The sequence below is a fragment of the Vibrio sp. ZOR0018 genome (assembly GCF_963865925.1).
Lineage (GTDB): Bacteria > Pseudomonadota > Gammaproteobacteria > Enterobacterales > Vibrionaceae > Vibrio > Vibrio anguillarum.
The window spans coordinates 59,097-75,714 of record NZ_CAWMCN010000156.1 but is presented as its reverse complement, the minus strand read 5'-3'; the positions used below and the strand labels follow the sequence as shown (position 1 = coordinate 75,714).

Below are 16,618 nucleotides of genomic sequence, written 5' to 3'. Positions count from 1 at the left end.
CGGTGAACTCAGTTAAATTCTGCGTGAAAGCACATAATTAAGACAGAATATTTTGATTGGCCCACGCAATCGCTTGGACCCTATTTTTGACCGATAGCTTTTTGAATATTTGGTAGAGATGTGATTTGACCGTGAATTCACTGATGAATAAATCTTCCGACATTTGGTTATTCGATGCGCCAGTTTGTAAGCAGCGGAGGATCTGTATTTCGCGGGCGGTTAAGTCTGTAATCACTTGAGCAGTATGGGACTCAAACGCGTAGCGATAGTAGTGCAGTAACTGACTTACAGCGTGTCTGGGTAGCCAATTTTGTCCATTAATGATTTCGCCAAGCCCGAATGCAATTTTATCTAAGGTGTCATTTTTATAAAATAGTCCTTTTAAATGGCCAAAGGTTAATAAGTCATTAGTGGTTAATCTTTGCAACACATTGATAAGGATCGTTTCATGATGCTGACTGCTTAATGGGCAGTTTCCCAAGCGTTGCTGCAGTAGCGCATAATCGGCATGGTCAATCATCAATATTTTGTGTTTATCTGGACAATACGTTTGGCGCAGGATTTCAGGCTCAATTTTCGGAATGGGCAGTCCAAGCCGATCGGTTAAATGGTCAATATAAGGGTGCTCTTGCTCTTTATCTAAGCAAAGAAAGTAAATGGTGCGGGTATAGTTTGTTTTTCTCATGGTCACTTCCTGTTGACGAGAATGTTAGACAATTGCCTAGAAAATGACGGAAATTAGGTTATAAAGCCAACGAGATAAATAAAATTGCGCTTAGTTTCATATAGTAAGGTAACTGAGTGTTTTGTCATCCTTAAATTAGAGGTGGCGGTTCTAAAAAATAGGAAATTGAGCAAGATTGTGAGATGAATTTTGACAACTATTTCTGTGAAGATTTGTGCCTCGCATAAAGCGTGGTATCCTAGTCAGCTATTTAAAGAACACTCATGATGGAAGACGGAGCAAAACATGGCAAGCCGTGGAGTAAATAAAGTTATCTTAGTGGGTAACCTAGGTAACGACCCAGAAATTCGTTATATGCCTGGTGGCGCTGCTGTGGCAAATATCACCATTGCAACGTCAGATTCATGGCGTGATAAAGCAACTGGCGAGCAACGCGAAAAAACCGAATGGCACCGTGTTGCGCTGTTTGGCAAATTAGCTGAAGTTGCTGGTGAATACTTACGTAAAGGTTCACAAGTGTACATTGAAGGTCAGCTACAAACTCGTAAGTGGCAAGATCAAAGCGGACAAGATCGTTATACCACCGAAGTTGTCGTACAAGGTTTTAATGGTGTGATGCAAATGTTGGGTGGCCGTGCTCAAGGTGGTGCTCCAGCGCAAGGTGGAATGCCACAACAACAGCAACAAGGTGGCGGATGGGGGCAACCTCAGCAGCCAGCGATGCAAAAGCAACCACAGCAACAGCAGTCAGCTCCTCAACAGGCTCAACCTCAGTATAATGAACCACCAATGGATTTTGATGACGACATCCCATTCTAAACGTTCGAATGTCGAAAAAAGCCGCGAAAACCGCGGCTTTTTTATATAGTTATCACTATTAGCATTTTCTTATTTGTCAGCACAGCTTAGTGATCGACAAAGTTTACGTTGAAAAGGAATTCAGCATTCATGCGGTATACACCAACACTGAAACTGAGTACTCGGTTAGTAGCTTTTGTTACGCTCATCGTAACCAGTGCAATGTTCATTTTGTTTATTGGTGGAACTTTGTCTTTTCAACGGCTTGGACAAGAATATCTCAATCACTACCTAGCAGGAATTGTGGAGGTAGTCGATAAAGAAATAGAAGATCCTGATGCCGCTTATTCATTGCAACGTTGGATGCCCAAAATGTTGCAAGCCAGTAGCATTGTTGAAATGCAGCTCTCTTCACCAGCTGGCGTTATTTACCGTTTTAAAGATACCTCGTCCAAAGTCGACCCTGCCCGTTTGTACCATATTGATATTATCCTTGAACGTAATCCAGGCTATAGCATCAGCTTTAAAGCAGTTCCGCCCTATCTCAGTTATAGCTACTCATTGGGTGCCATGTGGTCTATTACGTTGGCAGTTGGTCTCATCGTGTTTTGCTTGATTCGTGGAGTAAAGTGGCTTAAAGAGCAATTGCTGGGATCTGAATTGTTGGAGGAACGAGGGCGAATGATTCTCGCCGGCCGTGTGGAGCAGTACGCCAAAGGTGATCACCGCGAGTGGCCCTATACGGCGAGTGAGGCGCTTGATGTCCTGATTGATGAGCTGCAAGATGCTCGTCAAGAGCGTAGCCGCTTTGATACTTTTATCCGGACCCAAACCTTCTTAGATAAGTTGACGGGTACGGCCAACCGTGTCCTTTTTGATAGCAAATTGGAATCAGCTTTGTTAGAGAATGGCGCGCGTGGTGGTGTTTTGTTAGTGCGTATCGATGATTGGGATTCTCTGTGCGAAGAAAATGATAAAAAAGCAGCGGATGATCTCGTTGTGGAAGTCGGGGAGAACATCTCCAACGTCATACAGCGTTACCCGGATGTTATTTTATCTCGTTATTACGATGCCGATTTTGCCATTTTTGTGCCGCATCAAGGGCTGAAAGAAGTCGCTTCTATTGCTACACAATGTTTGAAGCTTTTAGCGCGCATATCGCCTCCTGAGCCGCTCGATAAAGAAAACTGGTGCCATATCGGTATCAGTATGTACAGCGAAGGCGAGCGGCGTGGTCGAGTGTTGGATGAGGCAGAAACGGCCTTAAAAAGTGCTCAGTTACAGCGAGTGAACACGTGGAGCCGCTTTAAAAAGAGTACCTTTTTCCAAGAGGAACGGGGCAGTGTGCGTTGGCGAACTTTGTTTGATCAGGTGCTGACGCCTGAGAAAATAATTTTATTCCGTCAACCTTGCTATTTGCTTGAAAAGACGAATGATTTAGTATGGCTGCACGATGAGTTGTTTGCGCGTATTGATGATCCAGAACAAGGTGTCATAAAAGCCTCTCGCTTTCATTCTGCTTTAGAAACTGTAGGTTATGAAATGGTGATGGATCGAGCCGTGTTGCTGCAGGTGGTTCGTTTGCTCAAACGCTCTGAAGTTAAGGTCAATGTGTCAGTGAACTTGCATGTCGTCCCATTCGCCGATAAGTCGTATTTTAAGTGGTTTCGACATGAATTGCTGCAACTGACCTCGAGTAGCCGATCGCAGCTCTCTTTTGAGTTTCCTGAAGGTCGGTTAGTGCAGCATCTCGATTATATGCGCCCCGTTATTAAGATGATCTCCGGCCTCGGTGCTAAGGTAATCGTAGGGCAGGCTGGCAGAACGATTGTCAGCACTCACTACATAAAAGATCTTAAGATTGATTTCCTTAAGTTACACCGCAGTTTGATGAAGAAAATAGACCAACGGCATGAAAATCAGCTGTTTGTACGTAGCATGATCGGTGCTTGTGGCGGTACTCAGACTCAAGTTATTGCGGTCGGTGTCGAAACAGAGCAAGAGTGGCAAACGCTAAAAAACCTAGGCATTCATGGTGGGCAAGGCCGACTGTTTGAAGAAGAACAGCCTTTGTTACCTGAGAAAATAATTAGCCCTAGCGTGACCTTAGGGCGAAGAAATCGTTGGCGTAAAAAATAAAAGCGAACCTATATGAATCTTCAGTCACTGATTGATAAATTAAAACCATCTAAAGCGACGTTGCGGCAATTGTTCGTTGTCGTAAGACCTGATGCTCTCTATTTCTCGGCTTTGGATGATGCGACTTTGCCGACAGAGATCCCGCTTGATGGTGCAACGTGGCAACAGGTACTCTTTCACGCACTCAAACCGCTCAACATCAAGGGCACGGTAATTAACCTTGTCCTCCATGCTCATTTTTATCAAACTTATCAAATAGAAAAACCGCAGTTACCCAAAGAAGAGTGGTCAGTCGCCCTGCCATTTTTATTGAAAGATCTGGTGACAGAGAAAGTCACTGACATCATCGCTGATGCTTTTCCGTTACCCGCAGATAATAAAATTCAAGCCTACGTGGTCTCAAAACGCACGGTATTGGAAGTGGCGTCGCAACTGAGTGCGATGGGTTTAGAGTTAGGCAAAGTAATTCCCGAAGATGAAGTGTGGGCGAGAAGTGCCGGTGATCTTGAACATTTTTTGCTGCTACAGCGCAGTAAAAACAGCAGTTTTAAGTTTGACGCATTTGTGGACCAAAAATGCTGTTTTCAACGCACGATGAGAGGTGTTGTCTCTCCCATTACTGGCGTCGCCAGCTCGGTTTTACAGCTCGATGGTTTAGCGTTAGAACTGCAACGTTCGATCGATTACCTTTCCTCGCAGCTTAAAGGGGCCTCATTACATCAGCTAAAAGTGCTGTGTGATGAAGAAGCGCAGCAAGAGTTGGTCGATGCATTAAATGAACGCCTAAATGTCAAAGTTTCCCTGCTTGATGAGCGGTTACCGAGTTCGGCGCATCTGCTGGTGGAGCAAGTGACTCGCATTGACGATTCAATGCTCAATTTATACCCGGCGCATCTTAAGCCGAAGAAAGAGTATTTTTCACTGTCCATGGTCTGCGCGATTTGGGGCATTGTCGCTTTAGTGATGCTATTGGCCTATGCCAGTTATCAATGGCAAAATAGTCAATTGCAACAGCAGCTACAAGCTAAACAAGCGCAAAATAAAGTCCTTGCTGCTGAATTAGAAACGACCAAACAGAAAGTTGATAAGCATAAGCCATCGGTTGAAAAAATGGCGGCGATTGAGCGTTTGAAGCAGCAAATTAAGGGCAAACAAGCCACATTGGATTCGATTAATGAGTTTGACCAATCACAACAGGTCGGTTACTCAGGAGTCATGCGTTCGCTAGCCACACTCAGCCGTGATGATATTTCATTAACGACCATTACCATCCATCATGAGCAGCTCGATTTGCAAGGCTTAGCCAGAGAGGCGAAAGATATTCCAAACTGGCTAAGTCAGTTTAAAAGCGAACTGAACCTAGTGGGACGTAGTTTTGAAAAGTTAAAAATTGCGCGCAATGAGCAAGGCATTCTCATCTTTGAGCTTAAAACTAAAGCGGAGGATAGCCAATGAATTGGCAGAGTATCAGCAACAAATTCTTAGCCATCAGTTCGCGTGAAAAAATGTTGATCGCCCTGTGTGGCTTAGTGGTGATTACACTGCTCTTGTTTAGCTTGTTACTTGAACCCGCGATGAAATCGGTGGCGGCTAATCGGTTACAGCTTCAGTCTGTTGAGCAGATGAACCAGCGAATGCAAGGTGAAATTCTGTTATTGACTGCTAAGCTTAATAAAGATCCGAATCAAGAGATCAATCTAGAATTCAAACAGTTAATGGCGCAGAGCCAAACTCTCTCGCTTGAGCTGGCAGCATTGGTTGATTCACTGATTACACCCGCAAAGATGGCGCAATTGCTTGAAAGTGTGTTGGCAACCAGCCCAGAGTTGACGTTGGTCTCCATGGAGTCATTAGCAGCAGAGCCAATTGCAAATAACAACCAATCATCTGAATATTCGGGCTATTATGTTCATCCTGTGAGATTGGAGTTCACCGGTAATTACTTCGCGATATTGAATTATTTGACCAATTTAGAAAGTTTACCGATGAAGTATTATTGGCGTCATTTCCAATACAAGGTAGAAAATTACCCCCAAGCCAGAGTCATTATGGAAGTGTACACATTAGGCATTAGACAGGAGTTTATTGGTGGTTAGATCCGTTTTTTCACTGCTGTTGATGTGTTTTGTATGCAGTAGTTGGGCAGCGCAAGATCCTACCGCGCCATTAGGTTGGGCGAGTGAGAGCGCATCACCTGTCAATAAGATAGAGAGTTACCCGCTACCTAGGTTGCAAAGTATTGTATGCCAACAAACCATACCTTGTGTGGCAGTGCTTAACGATCAAGTGGTTGGCATCGGAGAGTCGCTATTTGGCTACACAGTAGAAGCCATTGAGCCACAGCAAGTGACCCTTTCTCGCAGAGGAAAGATGTGGGATTTAAGCCTCTTTTCTCTGGACATCAAGCAGTAAGGTATAGAAATCGTATGCGTAAAATCGTATTAGGCGTAGTCATCGTATCCTTAATGGGCTGTTCTATGGGACATCGCGATCCAGTTGAGATGAAACAGTCTTTGAATCAGGCGATTAATGAAGCCAACAGCCGAAATCTAGCCGTTCTACCGGCCTCCGTAGAAGCTGACTTGATGCCTGACATTGAGGGAATCACAGCGCGCAGTCAAGAAACGGTTAAACGCTTTCGTATCCAAGCTGATAATGTGGATGCAAGGGTATTTTTTGCCAGTTTAGTGAAAGGAACTGAGTTTAGTGCCGCCATCCACCCTGAAGTTACTGGAAGTGTAACGGTAAATCTAACCGACGTGACTTTGGATGATGTATTGGCCGTCGTTCGTGACATGTATGGCTATGAAATTATTAAAAAGGGTAAAGTGATTCAGGTTTACCCATCAGGTCTGCGTACTGTGACTATCCCGGTCGATTATTTACAACTTAAACGTACGGGCCGTTCTTTAACTTCCATCACCACCGGTACGATCACTAATACGGATACCGGTTCTAGTTCCTCGAGTAGTTCTAGCTCAAATTCCAGTTCTAATTCCAATTCGAGTAACTCATCCAGTAATTCGAAAGGTGGAACGGAAATTGAAACCACCAGTGAAAGCGATTTCTGGCCGCAGCTTGAAAAAGCCGTTGCACAGCTGATTGGCTCGGGCAAAGGTCAAGGCGTTGTTGTCACGCCACAAGCGAGCGTAATCACTGTTCGAGCCTACCCAGATGAAATACGTGAAGTGCGAGAGTTTTTAGGCATTTCTCAGCAACGTCTGCAGCGACAAGTGATCCTTGAAGCAAAAATTTTAGAAGTCACCTTGAGCGATGGTTACCAGCAAGGGATCAATTGGTCAAATATGTCCTTTGGCAATGGTGATGTTGTGATTAATAAGGTCGGTAGTGCGGCCTCGTTACTGCCGGGGATGGATGCGATTGGCACTCTGCTGCAAGGCCAAACCAATGTCACCATTTCAGATGGCAGTTTTAAAGCAGTGCTTAACTTCATGGGAACTCAAGGGGATTTGAATGTCCTATCCAGTCCAAGAGTCACCGCTGCTAATAACCAAAAAGCGGTGATCAAAGTCGGCACCGATGAATACTATGTCACTGACGTGACGGGTGTGGTTGGTAATGGCGATAACTCCAATGTTGCACCAGATATCCAACTAACGCCATTTTTCTCGGGTATCTCGCTTGACGTGACGCCACAAATTGATGACCAAGGCAATGTGCTATTGCACGTGCACCCCGCTGTGATTGAAGTCGACGAGCAGACGAAACAAATTGAATATGCAGGCAAGCAAATTGTGTTGCCATTAGCGCGCAGTACGATCCGCGAATCAGACTCGGTAATCCGCGCACAAGATGGTGACGTGGTGGTGATTGGCGGATTAATGAAATCCAACACCTCCAATCAAGTATCTAAAGTCCCTTTTTTGGGGGATTTACCCGGGTTAGGATATCTGTTTCGTAACACCTCTGAGTTGACTGAGAAGACCGAATTGGTGATTTTGCTTAAACCAACGGTTGTGGGTGTTAATACGTGGCAAAAAGAGCTCGAACGCTCGCGTGAACTACTACAGGAGTGGTTCCCAGACGAAGAATAAACATCATGTATCTTGAGCACTTTGGTTTTGAGCAACTGCCTTTTCATCTCACGCCTAATACATCACTGTTTTTAGGCTTAGCGCCACATTACGAGGCGATTCAGACAGTGAGTGCTGCCATTGATTTAGGCGAAGGGGTGATCAAGATAACCGGAGAAGTCGGAACCGGAAAAACCATGGTGTGTCGTATGTTGATCAATCATTTACATGATCATATTGCACTGATTTACTTACCCAACCCAGCGCTTAATGGTCGAGAACTTCGCCAAGCTGTCGCCAGCGAACTAGGCCTTAGTAAGCAAGATGATGCGGATATTGTTGATCGTATTCAGCAACAATTGATTGTGCTAAAGCAGCAGGGGAAACGAGTAGTCGCGATTGTTGATGAAGCACAAGCGTTACCAGACGATGCATTGGAAGTGCTGCGTTTATTCGGCAATTTAGAAACAGAATACACAAAGTTGTTGCAACTGGTGTTGATCGGCCAACCAGAGCTCGATGAGCGTTTAGCGCAGCACCATCTGCGCCAATTTCGCCAACGAATTACTTTTAGCGCTTATCTGCGGCCGCTCTCTTTAGATGAAACAGTCGCTTATATCGAGAGTCGCTTGAGCAAAGCCGGAGGTGATGCGCAACTGTTTAATCTTGAACAGAAAAAAGCGTTGTGGCGAGCCAGTTATGGTACCCCTCGTTTGATTAACCAAGTGTGTCACAAAGCTCTGTTGCTGGCTTTTACGCAAAACGACAGCACGATTCGCAATCAGCACCTATTTACAGCGATTCACGATACGTTTGATACCTGTAAGCCTAAGTTTAAACGCCCTTTTATGTGGGGATGGAGTCAATCATGAGTGCGATGAACGATGCACTATCAAAACTGGCACAAGCGCAACGCCAATCGGTGGTGAACTTGCAACCAGCGCAAGTTGCGAAAGTAAAACGCAGCCGCGCTTGGTTGTGGATGGTAGCCGGGTTTGCTGCTAGCTTAGCGGTCGGTGGATGGGCGGTGTCACAGCAGCAAGCTATGGTTGACCAAGTTGCGGTTGACCAAACAATGGTCAGTCAAACAGTGGTCAGTCAGACACTGGCCAATCAAGCGATAGTGAATGAACCTAAGAGCCTGTTGTTAGAGGTTGATGAGCGAAGCACTTCGCCTGCGCTTGTTTCTCCGACCACCAAAATTGTCCCAGTTCATCGTCCCGTTTACCAAACTGCCGTTGTTGCAGTGGACAAAAAAACGTCAAATTCAGCAACGCCCACAGTGACGGTTAAACAGGATTCGGCCTTAGCCAATCAACAGCCGTTGCATTCTAACCGTGTGGTCGCGCTCGGTGCTGAAAGTGGCAAAGAAATCTCAAGTGTTTTGATTGAACAAGTGGATTTGACGCCAGAGCAACTGGCGGTAAAAGCAATGAGCCGCGCTGATAAAGCCGTGGACAGTAATGAGCTCAAAGAGGCACTGGATGCGTACAGTGAAGCGCTACGCTTTACCCCAGATAATGAACTCGCCCGTCAAAAATTATCCGCGCTCTATTACGGCAAAGGTGATGCACGCAAAGCTTTTGAAATTTTACAAAGCGGTATAAAGCTCAATCATAACGGAGAAAGTTTGCGGATCGCGTTAGCCAAATTGCTGATTAAAGAGAAGCAGAGTGAAGCGGCGTTAACCCCTCTAGTTCATTTACCTGACAATGCTTCGATCGATTATCTCTCGCTAAGGGCAGCCTTGGCACAAAAAGCCAAGCAAGATTCACTCGCATTAGAAAGCTATCAACGCTTAGTCAAGCTTGATGCTGAGAACGCACGCTGGTGGTTAGGGCTTGCGATAGCACAAGAGCGCACGATGGATTTTCAGGCGGCCAAATATACCTACCAACAAGCGCTTGCGAAAGTTGGCCTCTCGAGTCAGTCACAACTGTTTATTCGTGATCGCCTAGTCGTACTAAGCAGTTTAGAGGAGAGTGCGAGTGCAAATTAAGCTACGAAAACGCTTAGGTGATCTGCTGGTTGAAGAAGGGATCATCACTGAAAATCAAGTGGAACAAGCGCTCGCTGCGCAAAAGCGCAGTGGACGTAAACTGGGTGACACGCTGATCGAACTCGGCTTTTTGTCAGAGCAGCAGATGCTTAGCTTCTTATCGCAGCAACTTTCGCTGCCGCTGATTGATCTCAGCCGAGCCAATGTCGATATTGATGCAGTGCAGATCCTCCCGGAAGTGCATGCACGCCGTTTACGCGCCTTAATCATTGGCAAAAATGGCGACACGCTGCGCATCGCAATGAGTGATCCGGCGGATCTGTTTGCTCAAGAATCTCTGCTTACTCAATTGCCCCAATACAGTTTTGAATTTGTTATTGCTCCAGAAAAACAATTGGTTGAAGGGTTTGATCGTTACTATCGCCGCACCAAAGAGATTGCGTCCTTTGCCGAGCAGCTACAACTGGAACACCAAGGCAATACCGCCTTTGATTTCGATATCGGTGATGATGACAGCGATGAAGTGACCGTTGTTAAGCTCATCAACTCTCTATTTGAAGATGCGATTCAGGTCGGGGCGTCTGATGTTCATATCGAACCTGATGCTAACGTATTGCGTTTACGCCAGCGGATTGATGGGGTATTACACGAAACCCTACTCAATGAAACCAACATCGCTTCGGCTTTAGTGCTGCGTTTAAAATTGATGGCCAATCTTGATATCTCAGAAAAACGCCTCCCACAAGATGGCCGTTTTAATATCCGAGCCAAAGGTCAATCGGTCGATATTCGTATGTCGACCATGCCAGTACAATACGGTGAATCGGTGGTGATGCGTTTGCTCAACCAATCATCCGGAGTTCGTAAACTGGAAGAGTCAGGTATTCCTGATGATATTTTACAGCGTTTACGTCATCAACTGAAACGTCCACACGGCATGATCTTAGTGACCGGCCCAACCGGCTCAGGGAAAACGACGACGCTATACGGCGCGTTATCAGAGCTCAATGTTCCTGGCAAAAAAATCATTACTGCTGAGGACCCGGTTGAGTACCGATTGCCACGCATCAGCCAAGTGCAAATCAACCCTAAAATTGACCTTGATTTCTCAACGGTGCTGAGAACCTTTTTGCGCCAAGACCCGGACATTATTCTAGTCGGGGAGATGCGCGATCAAGAAACGGTTGAAATTGGTTTGCGCGCGGCCTTAACCGGCCACTTAGTGTTGAGCACCTTACACACCAATGATGCCGTTGATAGCGCCTTGCGCATGATGGACATGGGCGCGCCGGGTTATTTAGTGGCCAGCGCCGTGCGGGCTGTGGTTGCCCAACGTTTAGTGCGTAAAGTGTGCCCCGATTGTAAAGCGGTGGATGAGGTTGATGAAGCCCGTAAACAGTGGCTGACGGTGCGTTTCCCAAATCAAGTTGAAGCGGCTTTTACGCGTGGACGTGGGTGCCAGAACTGCAATTTGACGGGGTACCGTGGGCGAATTGGGGTTTTTGAAATGCTCGAACTTGAACACGAGATGATGGATGCGCTGCGCGCCAACGATGCGGTTAGTTTTGCGCAAGCCGCTCGTCAGTCGAAGCAATACAAACCGCTGCTAGCTTCGGCGATGGAGTTGGCGCTACAAGGGGTTGTCAGTTTAGATGAAGTGATGAGCTTAGGTGAAGGTGATTCATCCGGCATCATTCAAGCCATCTATCTATAGTTAAGGTTACTCATGCCAACGTATCGTTATCAGGGTCGAAATTTAGATGGTAGCAAAACCTCTGGGCATGTTGATGCCCCGACAGAAGAGCTCGCGGCGGAAGCGCTATTTAACAAGGGTGTGATTCCGACCTTAATTTCGTCAGACCAAGGGGCTGATTTTTCGATTGATTGGAAATCGCTGTTTACCCCAAGTGTGCCACTTGAGGTGTTGGTGATCTTCTGTCGTCAGCTTTACAGCTTGACCAAGGCGGGTGTGCCGCTGCTGCGCTCGATGAAAGGACTTATCCAAAATTGTGCTAATAAACAGCTTAAAGAAGCATTGGAAGCGGTTAGTAATGAGCTAACCAACGGGCGCAGTTTATCGAGCTCAATGCAGATGTACCCGAAAGTCTTTAGCCCGTTGTTTGTGTCGATGATCCACGTCGGTGAGAACACAGGGCGGCTTGATGAAGCCTTGCTGCAATTGTCTCATTACTACGAGCAAGAAGTCGAAACTCGTAAACGGATTAAAACGGCGATGCGTTATCCGAGTTTTGTCATCAGCTTTATTTTGGTCGCGATGTTCATTCTCAACGTTAAAGTGATCCCACAATTTACTAGCATGTTTAGCCGTTTCGGGGTTGATTTACCGCTGCCAACTCGCATTTTAATTGGTATGTCAGATTTCTTTGTCAACTACTGGCCGATGATGATAGGCGTATTGCTTGGGTGTTTATTTGCTTTCAGAGCTTGGTTGAGCACAGCAGCAGGGCGTCAAAAGTGGGATAAGTTTCGCTTAAGAATGCCCATTGTCGGCGGCATAGTGAACCGAGCTCAATTGGCGCGTTTTTCTCGAACTTTTGCCTTGATGTTGAAAGCAGGGGTGCCGTTAAACCAATCGATAGCATTATCTGCCGAAGCGTTGGATAACAAATTTCTAGAATCTCGCCTGTTAGAAATGAAAGCTGCCATTGAAGCGGGAACAAGCGTATCCACCACCGCGGTAAACGCCAATATTTTTACGCCATTAGTTATTCAGATGATTTCGGTGGGTGAAGAGACAGGGCGCATTGATGAGTTGCTACTTGAAGTCGCGGACTTCTATGATAGAGAGGTGGATTACGATCTCAAAACCCTCACCGCGCGCATAGAGCCGATTTTATTGGTGATTGTCGCCGCTATGGTGTTGGTGCTGGCACTTGGCATCTTTCTGCCAATGTGGGGAATGCTCGACGCGATCAAAGGATAAAGGTTGTCAGATGAAAACGGCGATAGAGCGTTCTCAGTTCGTAATTTGGGGGTTGATTGTCTTTGTTCTTTTGATGGCTTTGCTATCAGCATGGCAGTCGATAGAAAAAGAAGCCAATCAAACCGCATTAGCGATGGCGAGCAGTAAAATCGTAGAAAGTGCCAATTTTTATAAGCAAGATTGGTTATTAAAGGGGCGGCCCTCAACTTTAATCGCGAATGGTCGATTACTCAATATGAGCGCAACGGGCTGGGTATTACCATTGGCTGAGAATGAATCAAGTATAGATTGTCGTTATTGGTTAAGCCTGCTATACCCAGATGAACAACTGCTTGAAAGCAAAGTGATTTCAATTGAATCGGCACATCAAGCAAATCAGTATCAATGTCGCTATGTTTACAGCCAAAAACAGGTGATAACCATTGAACTTTTAAGGGATAAGTTTACAGTAAGCGTCGATTTTTCAGCATGAGTTTTCGACATAAACAGTGAAATGGGCACTCGCCCCGTAGCGATGCGAGAACAAGTGCGTATAATACACGGTAATAACAAAGAGATAGGTAGAGCATGGATAACAAACAAACGGGCTTTTCCTTAGTTGAATTAGTCGTAGTGATTGTGGTTGTCGGCTTATTGGCCGTTGCAGCGCTACCCCGCTTTTTAGATGTCACCGATGAAGCGAAAAAAGCCAGCATCGAAGGGGTTGCCGGTGGTTTTGCTACTGGTGTTCTATCGGCGCGTGCTCAGTGGGAAGCTCAGGCAAGAACCTCTGTGACTTTGGGCTCGGAAAAACAAAACACCGTCAACTATGATGGTGTCAATTTCTGGCTGACTCGCTCTACAGATAGCAGCGGTGCCGCGACAGGTTTTAGGGACGGTTATCCGTTGGCGCTCAATACCGATAATACCAGTTATCCAGCGGCGATTACGGATCAGTCATGTATTGATTTAATGGATAATTTGCTGCAAAACCCACCAAAAGTTGACACAGTCGCTAATGCAGCCAATAACGCTAATGTAAAATATTCAGCACAAGCCGATGACGGTCAAGCCACTTGTACTTATGTGCAAAAAGAGGGCGGAACCGCGCACCAGTTTGTGTATGAGATAAAAACTGGTCGTGTGACCGTCACTTTGCAGTAAGTCTGCGCATTGATTAAAACATAGAGAGAAAGTAACTATGAAAAGACAAAACGGTTTCACCCTAATCGAACTTGTGGTTGTGATTGTCATTCTCGGCATTCTCGCCGTCACCGCTGCGCCACGTTTTTTGAATTTGCAAGGCGATGCGCGAGAAGCCTCGTTACAAGGTTTGAAGGGGGCGATGCAAGGTGCGGCTGGTATCGTTTATGGGCGTTCAGCCATTAATGGTATAGAAACACAACCATCAGTAACCGCTGCTTCTAGTGCTGATAATATTGCTTTGACGTTTGGTTATCCTGCGGCTACGACTGATGGCATTGGAAATGCAGTTGAAGGCCTCTCTGGGAGTGGTGATTGGATTGAGGTGTCTGGTGCTGGCTCATCTGTGACTACATCTGTGATTCATTATAGTTTTAGCGGAAATGCGAGCGATACTAGTTGCTATGTTACGTATGCAACGAATGCTTCGGCTTCTGCGCCAACAATTACAGTTACTCCTACTGGTTGTTAATTACCATAGTAAAGGCCAGCATTGCTGGCCTTTACTGCTAGTTATTTATCACCCACAAAAGTCAGTAAAACTTAAGCCCACTACGGAAATTTCTTATATACTTTAAGCACTTGTTTTTTCGCTAGAGGTATAAAATGCAGCAACATTTAGCAGCACGGCGTGGTTTTACGTTGATCGAACTGGTCGTGGTGATTGTGCTGCTGGGCATTGTCGCTGTGTACGCCGCAAGCCGTTATACTGGCATCTCCTCCTTTTCAAGCGTAACCACACAAAGCGAAGTGTTGGCCTCACTGCGTTTGACCCAAAACCGCGCTATGCAGCGTACCGACCTCTGTAATCGCTGGTTGGTCAGCAATAATCAAGCACAGCAAGTATCTCCTTCCGTTTCTGCTGGTGCTTGCACCACTTCACTACCAAGTACGCTGGCAGACAGCAGTTTTGTCGATGCTGCGGCGAACGATATCACCCTGACGTTAACCAATAATGATGGTAGCCATTTTTTAGATTTTGATAGTTTAGGTCGCGCCGCGCAGTGCTTAACGGCAAACTGCACTGTTACCTTAAATAATCTGCAATCGGGTGAATCTCGCCAAGTGTGTATCAATAGCGAGGGGTACATTTATGCGTGTTAACGCGCCGCGCGGGTTTACTCTCATTGAGATGATCATCGTTATCACAGTGACAGCAATAGCCATGACAGGCATCACGGCCGCGCTTTATCCTCGCTCGCAACAAAGCGCTGAACAGGTGCTAGCAGTAAAAGCCGCCGAGTTAGGCCGCGCGGTTATGGATGAAGTAATGGGCCGAGCCTTTGACGAAAAATCCGGCCCCAATGGCGGATTGCCTGAGTGTTTACTCAGCGGAACGGTAGAGGAAATGTGCACTGCTCATGACGCTTTGGGTAAGGATAGTGAAGCGAGTATTAACCAATACAACGATGTCGATGATTTTATCACGGCTCAGCCAAGGCCAATTGAAGATGTGCTCGGCACACTCTTAGATACGACCAGTTATAGAGGCTTTACTGCGGCGATCAATGTATTTTATGAACAGGACAGCGGTGGGCAACTAAGCGGAGTGAACGCTAATCAACGGACTCACTATAAGCGGGTTTCTGTGGTGATCATTGACCCGAAGGGCAATCGCTACCCGTTTGCGGCGATTAAGGGCAATTTCTGATGCGTGGTTTTACCCTGATTGAAATGGTGATTGCGATTATTCTGTTGTCGGTGGTCGGGCTATTTTTAGGCTCTGTGATCCGCCAAAGTATGGGTATTTATGTTGATACCACCGCCCGTGAAGCTTTGATCCAACAAGGGCGCTTTGTTACTGAGCGGCTGAGCCGAGAACTGCGTGAAGCGGTACCAAACAGCGTGATGGTAGAAAATGGTTGCATTGAGTTTTTACCGATCACTGACAGCGCGATCTACAACGACCTGCCAACCGTGCAATCGCCTTCGGCTGCGGTGCGTTTATTGCCGATCGACAAAAAGGTACTCAATGGCGATCGTCTAGTCGTGTTCCCAACCAACGCCGCTTCGCTACGCCAAGCGCCAAGTGCCAGCGGGCAAACAGCGCAAGTAAACGCAGATGTTGATTTTACGCCACCCAACGATGCGATCATGGTTGATGTTGCCTTGGCACAACCGACTGGGTTTGTAATTCAATCGCCAGCTAAGCGAGTCTATTTTTATCGCACGCCAGTGGCTTTTTGTTATCAGAACAATCGTATTTATCGTTATGCGGATTACGCGCTTAATCGCAGTGCGCTCAGCCCTGCACAGCTTGGTACTCCAGTATTGATGGCTGAAAACATTAGCCAAGCCAACTTTCATGTCACGCAGCCAGAGCTACAACGCAACGGCTTAGTGAAAATTGAACTGACATTTTCCGACCGCGGCGAGGAGGTAAAGTTTGACCATGATGCGCTTATCTACAACACGCCGTAAACAGCAAGGCAGCGGCTTAGTATTGGCCATCTTTATCATTGTGGTGGTCGGCTTTGTTGCATCGGTCGCGAATCGTAATCAACAGCGCAATAGCCAGCAATTGGTTTCGATGGTGTTAGGGACAAGGGCCGAAATGGCTGCGCGATCGGCGATCAACGTTGAACTGAGTCGTTTTTATCAAACGACAACCAGCGGGAGTTGTCATTCAGGCACTGAACAAACCCTCACCTTTCAAGGTGAAGGATTAGCACAATGTAGCGCAAAGGTTAAATGTAATTTGGTGGGTACAATGGATGATGGCCGTACTGTTCATCAACTGACGTCAACCGGGCGTTGTCAGTCTGGTGATTGGATGTTGCAGCGAGTCATCGAAGTGGGGGTGAAAAGTGATTCACTATAAATGGCTGATTAGCATA

General features: G+C 46.3%; 18 protein-coding genes. 17 read left to right on the top strand and 1 reads right to left on the bottom strand.

Going from position 1 to position 16,618, the window contains the following annotated elements:
• Window positions 1–37 precede the first annotated feature (37 nt).
• Window positions 38–685, bottom strand: a complete 648-nt coding sequence (locus AACR75_RS17605; RefSeq protein WP_047688160.1) for a LuxR C-terminal-related transcriptional regulator — start codon at window positions 683–685, stop codon at window positions 38–40.
• Window positions 686–970: 285 nt separating this feature from the next.
• Here AACR75_RS17605 and AACR75_RS17600 point away from each other — a divergent pair, with 285 nt between their 5' ends.
• The 17 genes from AACR75_RS17600 (at window position 971) to AACR75_RS17520 (ending at window position 16,602) form a co-directional block, all read left to right on the top strand.
• Window positions 971–1,504, top strand: coding sequence for a single-stranded DNA-binding protein (locus tag AACR75_RS17600; protein ID WP_013857892.1), 534 nt, complete (start codon window positions 971–973; stop codon window positions 1,502–1,504).
• Window positions 1,505–1,633: 129 nt separating this feature from the next.
• On the top strand, window positions 1,634–3,622 hold the full coding sequence (gene csrD, locus AACR75_RS17595) for an RNase E specificity factor CsrD (protein WP_047688158.1): 1,989 nt from the start codon (window positions 1,634–1,636) through the stop codon (window positions 3,620–3,622).
• 12 nt (window positions 3,623–3,634) lie between these two features.
• Entirely contained in the window at window positions 3,635–5,077 is a 1,443-nt protein-coding gene (locus tag AACR75_RS17590; RefSeq protein ID WP_047688156.1) for a hypothetical protein, read from the top strand.
• On the top strand, window positions 5,074–5,718 hold the full coding sequence (gene gspM, locus AACR75_RS17585) for a type II secretion system protein GspM (RefSeq protein ID WP_017047102.1): 645 nt from the start codon (window positions 5,074–5,076) through the stop codon (window positions 5,716–5,718). The genes AACR75_RS17590 and gspM overlap by 4 nt, the downstream gene beginning before the upstream one ends.
• On the top strand, window positions 5,708–6,034 hold the full coding sequence (locus tag AACR75_RS17580) for an MSHA biogenesis protein MshK (protein ID WP_047688153.1): 327 nt from the start codon (window positions 5,708–5,710) through the stop codon (window positions 6,032–6,034). The genes gspM and AACR75_RS17580 overlap by 11 nt, the downstream gene beginning before the upstream one ends.
• 14 nt (window positions 6,035–6,048) lie before the next feature.
• Window positions 6,049–7,677 (top strand): pilus (MSHA type) biogenesis protein MshL, encoded by a 1,629-nt coding sequence (gene mshL, locus AACR75_RS17575; protein ID WP_047688151.1) that lies wholly within the window; start codon window positions 6,049–6,051, stop codon window positions 7,675–7,677.
• Between the two features lie 5 nt (window positions 7,678–7,682).
• Complete coding sequence (locus AACR75_RS17570) at window positions 7,683–8,528, top strand: ExeA family protein (RefSeq protein WP_026029164.1); 846 nt, start codon at window positions 7,683–7,685, stop codon at window positions 8,526–8,528.
• Window positions 8,525–9,655: a tetratricopeptide repeat protein gene (locus AACR75_RS17565; RefSeq protein WP_047688149.1), complete on the top strand. Its 1,131-nt coding sequence runs from the start codon at window positions 8,525–8,527 to the stop codon at window positions 9,653–9,655. Before AACR75_RS17570 ends, AACR75_RS17565 begins: the two co-directional genes overlap by 4 nt.
• Window positions 9,645–11,369 (top strand): GspE/PulE family protein, encoded by a 1,725-nt coding sequence (locus AACR75_RS17560; protein WP_047688147.1) that lies wholly within the window; start codon window positions 9,645–9,647, stop codon window positions 11,367–11,369. Before AACR75_RS17565 ends, AACR75_RS17560 begins: the two co-directional genes overlap by 11 nt.
• A 12-nt stretch (window positions 11,370–11,381) precedes the next feature.
• Window positions 11,382–12,599, top strand: a complete 1,218-nt coding sequence (locus AACR75_RS17555; RefSeq protein WP_013857883.1) for a type II secretion system F family protein — start codon at window positions 11,382–11,384, stop codon at window positions 12,597–12,599.
• 10 nt (window positions 12,600–12,609) lie between these two features.
• A complete protein-coding gene (locus AACR75_RS17550) occupies window positions 12,610–13,071 on the top strand; it encodes a hypothetical protein (protein ID WP_017050659.1) in 462 nt (153 codons plus the stop codon).
• 95 nt (window positions 13,072–13,166) lie between these two features.
• The gene (locus AACR75_RS17545) at window positions 13,167–13,742 is read left to right on the top strand and encodes a prepilin-type N-terminal cleavage/methylation domain-containing protein (RefSeq protein ID WP_013857881.1); all 576 of its coding nucleotides are present in this window, start codon (window positions 13,167–13,169) and stop codon (window positions 13,740–13,742) included.
• A 37-nt stretch (window positions 13,743–13,779) separates the two neighbouring features.
• Window positions 13,780–14,253, top strand: a complete 474-nt coding sequence (locus AACR75_RS17540; protein WP_017047096.1) for a type II secretion system protein — start codon at window positions 13,780–13,782, stop codon at window positions 14,251–14,253.
• A gap of 134 nt (window positions 14,254–14,387) precedes the next feature.
• Window positions 14,388–14,885: a prepilin-type N-terminal cleavage/methylation domain-containing protein gene (locus AACR75_RS17535; protein ID WP_047688145.1), complete on the top strand. Its 498-nt coding sequence runs from the start codon at window positions 14,388–14,390 to the stop codon at window positions 14,883–14,885.
• Window positions 14,875–15,432, top strand: coding sequence for a type IV pilus modification PilV family protein (locus AACR75_RS17530; protein ID WP_052190316.1), 558 nt, complete (start codon window positions 14,875–14,877; stop codon window positions 15,430–15,432). The genes AACR75_RS17535 and AACR75_RS17530 overlap by 11 nt, the downstream gene beginning before the upstream one ends.
• Window positions 15,432–16,202 (top strand): PilW family protein, encoded by a 771-nt coding sequence (locus AACR75_RS17525; RefSeq protein WP_017047093.1) that lies wholly within the window; start codon window positions 15,432–15,434, stop codon window positions 16,200–16,202. Before AACR75_RS17530 ends, AACR75_RS17525 begins: the two co-directional genes overlap by 1 nt.
• The gene (locus AACR75_RS17520; RefSeq protein ID WP_047688142.1) at window positions 16,174–16,602 is read left to right on the top strand and encodes a hypothetical protein; all 429 of its coding nucleotides are present in this window, start codon (window positions 16,174–16,176) and stop codon (window positions 16,600–16,602) included. The genes AACR75_RS17525 and AACR75_RS17520 overlap by 29 nt, the downstream gene beginning before the upstream one ends.
• Window positions 16,603–16,618: the final 16 nt, after the last annotated feature.

Excerpts from the sequence above, each read along its gene's own strand:
- AACR75_RS17605 (WP_047688160.1), bottom strand. The coding sequence starts at position 685 with ATGAGAAAAACAAACTATACCCGCACCATTTACTTTCTTTGCTTAGAT.
- AACR75_RS17600 (WP_013857892.1), top strand. The coding sequence starts at position 971 with ATGGCAAGCCGTGGAGTAAATAAAGTTATCTTAGTGGGTAACCTAGGT.
- csrD (WP_047688158.1), top strand. The coding sequence starts at position 1,634 with ATGCGGTATACACCAACACTGAAACTGAGTACTCGGTTAGTAGCTTTT.
- AACR75_RS17590 (WP_047688156.1), top strand. The coding sequence starts at position 3,635 with ATGAATCTTCAGTCACTGATTGATAAATTAAAACCATCTAAAGCGACG.
- gspM (WP_017047102.1), top strand. The coding sequence starts at position 5,074 with ATGAATTGGCAGAGTATCAGCAACAAATTCTTAGCCATCAGTTCGCGT.
- mshL (WP_047688151.1), top strand. The coding sequence starts at position 6,049 with ATGCGTAAAATCGTATTAGGCGTAGTCATCGTATCCTTAATGGGCTGT.
- AACR75_RS17570 (WP_026029164.1), top strand. The coding sequence starts at position 7,683 with ATGTATCTTGAGCACTTTGGTTTTGAGCAACTGCCTTTTCATCTCACG.
- AACR75_RS17565 (WP_047688149.1), top strand. The coding sequence starts at position 8,525 with ATGAGTGCGATGAACGATGCACTATCAAAACTGGCACAAGCGCAACGC.
- AACR75_RS17555 (WP_013857883.1), top strand. The coding sequence starts at position 11,382 with ATGCCAACGTATCGTTATCAGGGTCGAAATTTAGATGGTAGCAAAACC.
- AACR75_RS17550 (WP_017050659.1), top strand. The coding sequence starts at position 12,610 with ATGAAAACGGCGATAGAGCGTTCTCAGTTCGTAATTTGGGGGTTGATT.
- AACR75_RS17545 (WP_013857881.1), top strand. The coding sequence starts at position 13,167 with ATGGATAACAAACAAACGGGCTTTTCCTTAGTTGAATTAGTCGTAGTG.
- AACR75_RS17540 (WP_017047096.1), top strand. The coding sequence starts at position 13,780 with ATGAAAAGACAAAACGGTTTCACCCTAATCGAACTTGTGGTTGTGATT.
- AACR75_RS17535 (WP_047688145.1), top strand. The coding sequence starts at position 14,388 with ATGCAGCAACATTTAGCAGCACGGCGTGGTTTTACGTTGATCGAACTG.
- AACR75_RS17530 (WP_052190316.1), top strand. The coding sequence starts at position 14,875 with ATGCGTGTTAACGCGCCGCGCGGGTTTACTCTCATTGAGATGATCATC.
- AACR75_RS17525 (WP_017047093.1), top strand. The coding sequence starts at position 15,432 with ATGCGTGGTTTTACCCTGATTGAAATGGTGATTGCGATTATTCTGTTG.
- AACR75_RS17520 (WP_047688142.1), top strand. The coding sequence starts at position 16,174 with ATGATGCGCTTATCTACAACACGCCGTAAACAGCAAGGCAGCGGCTTA.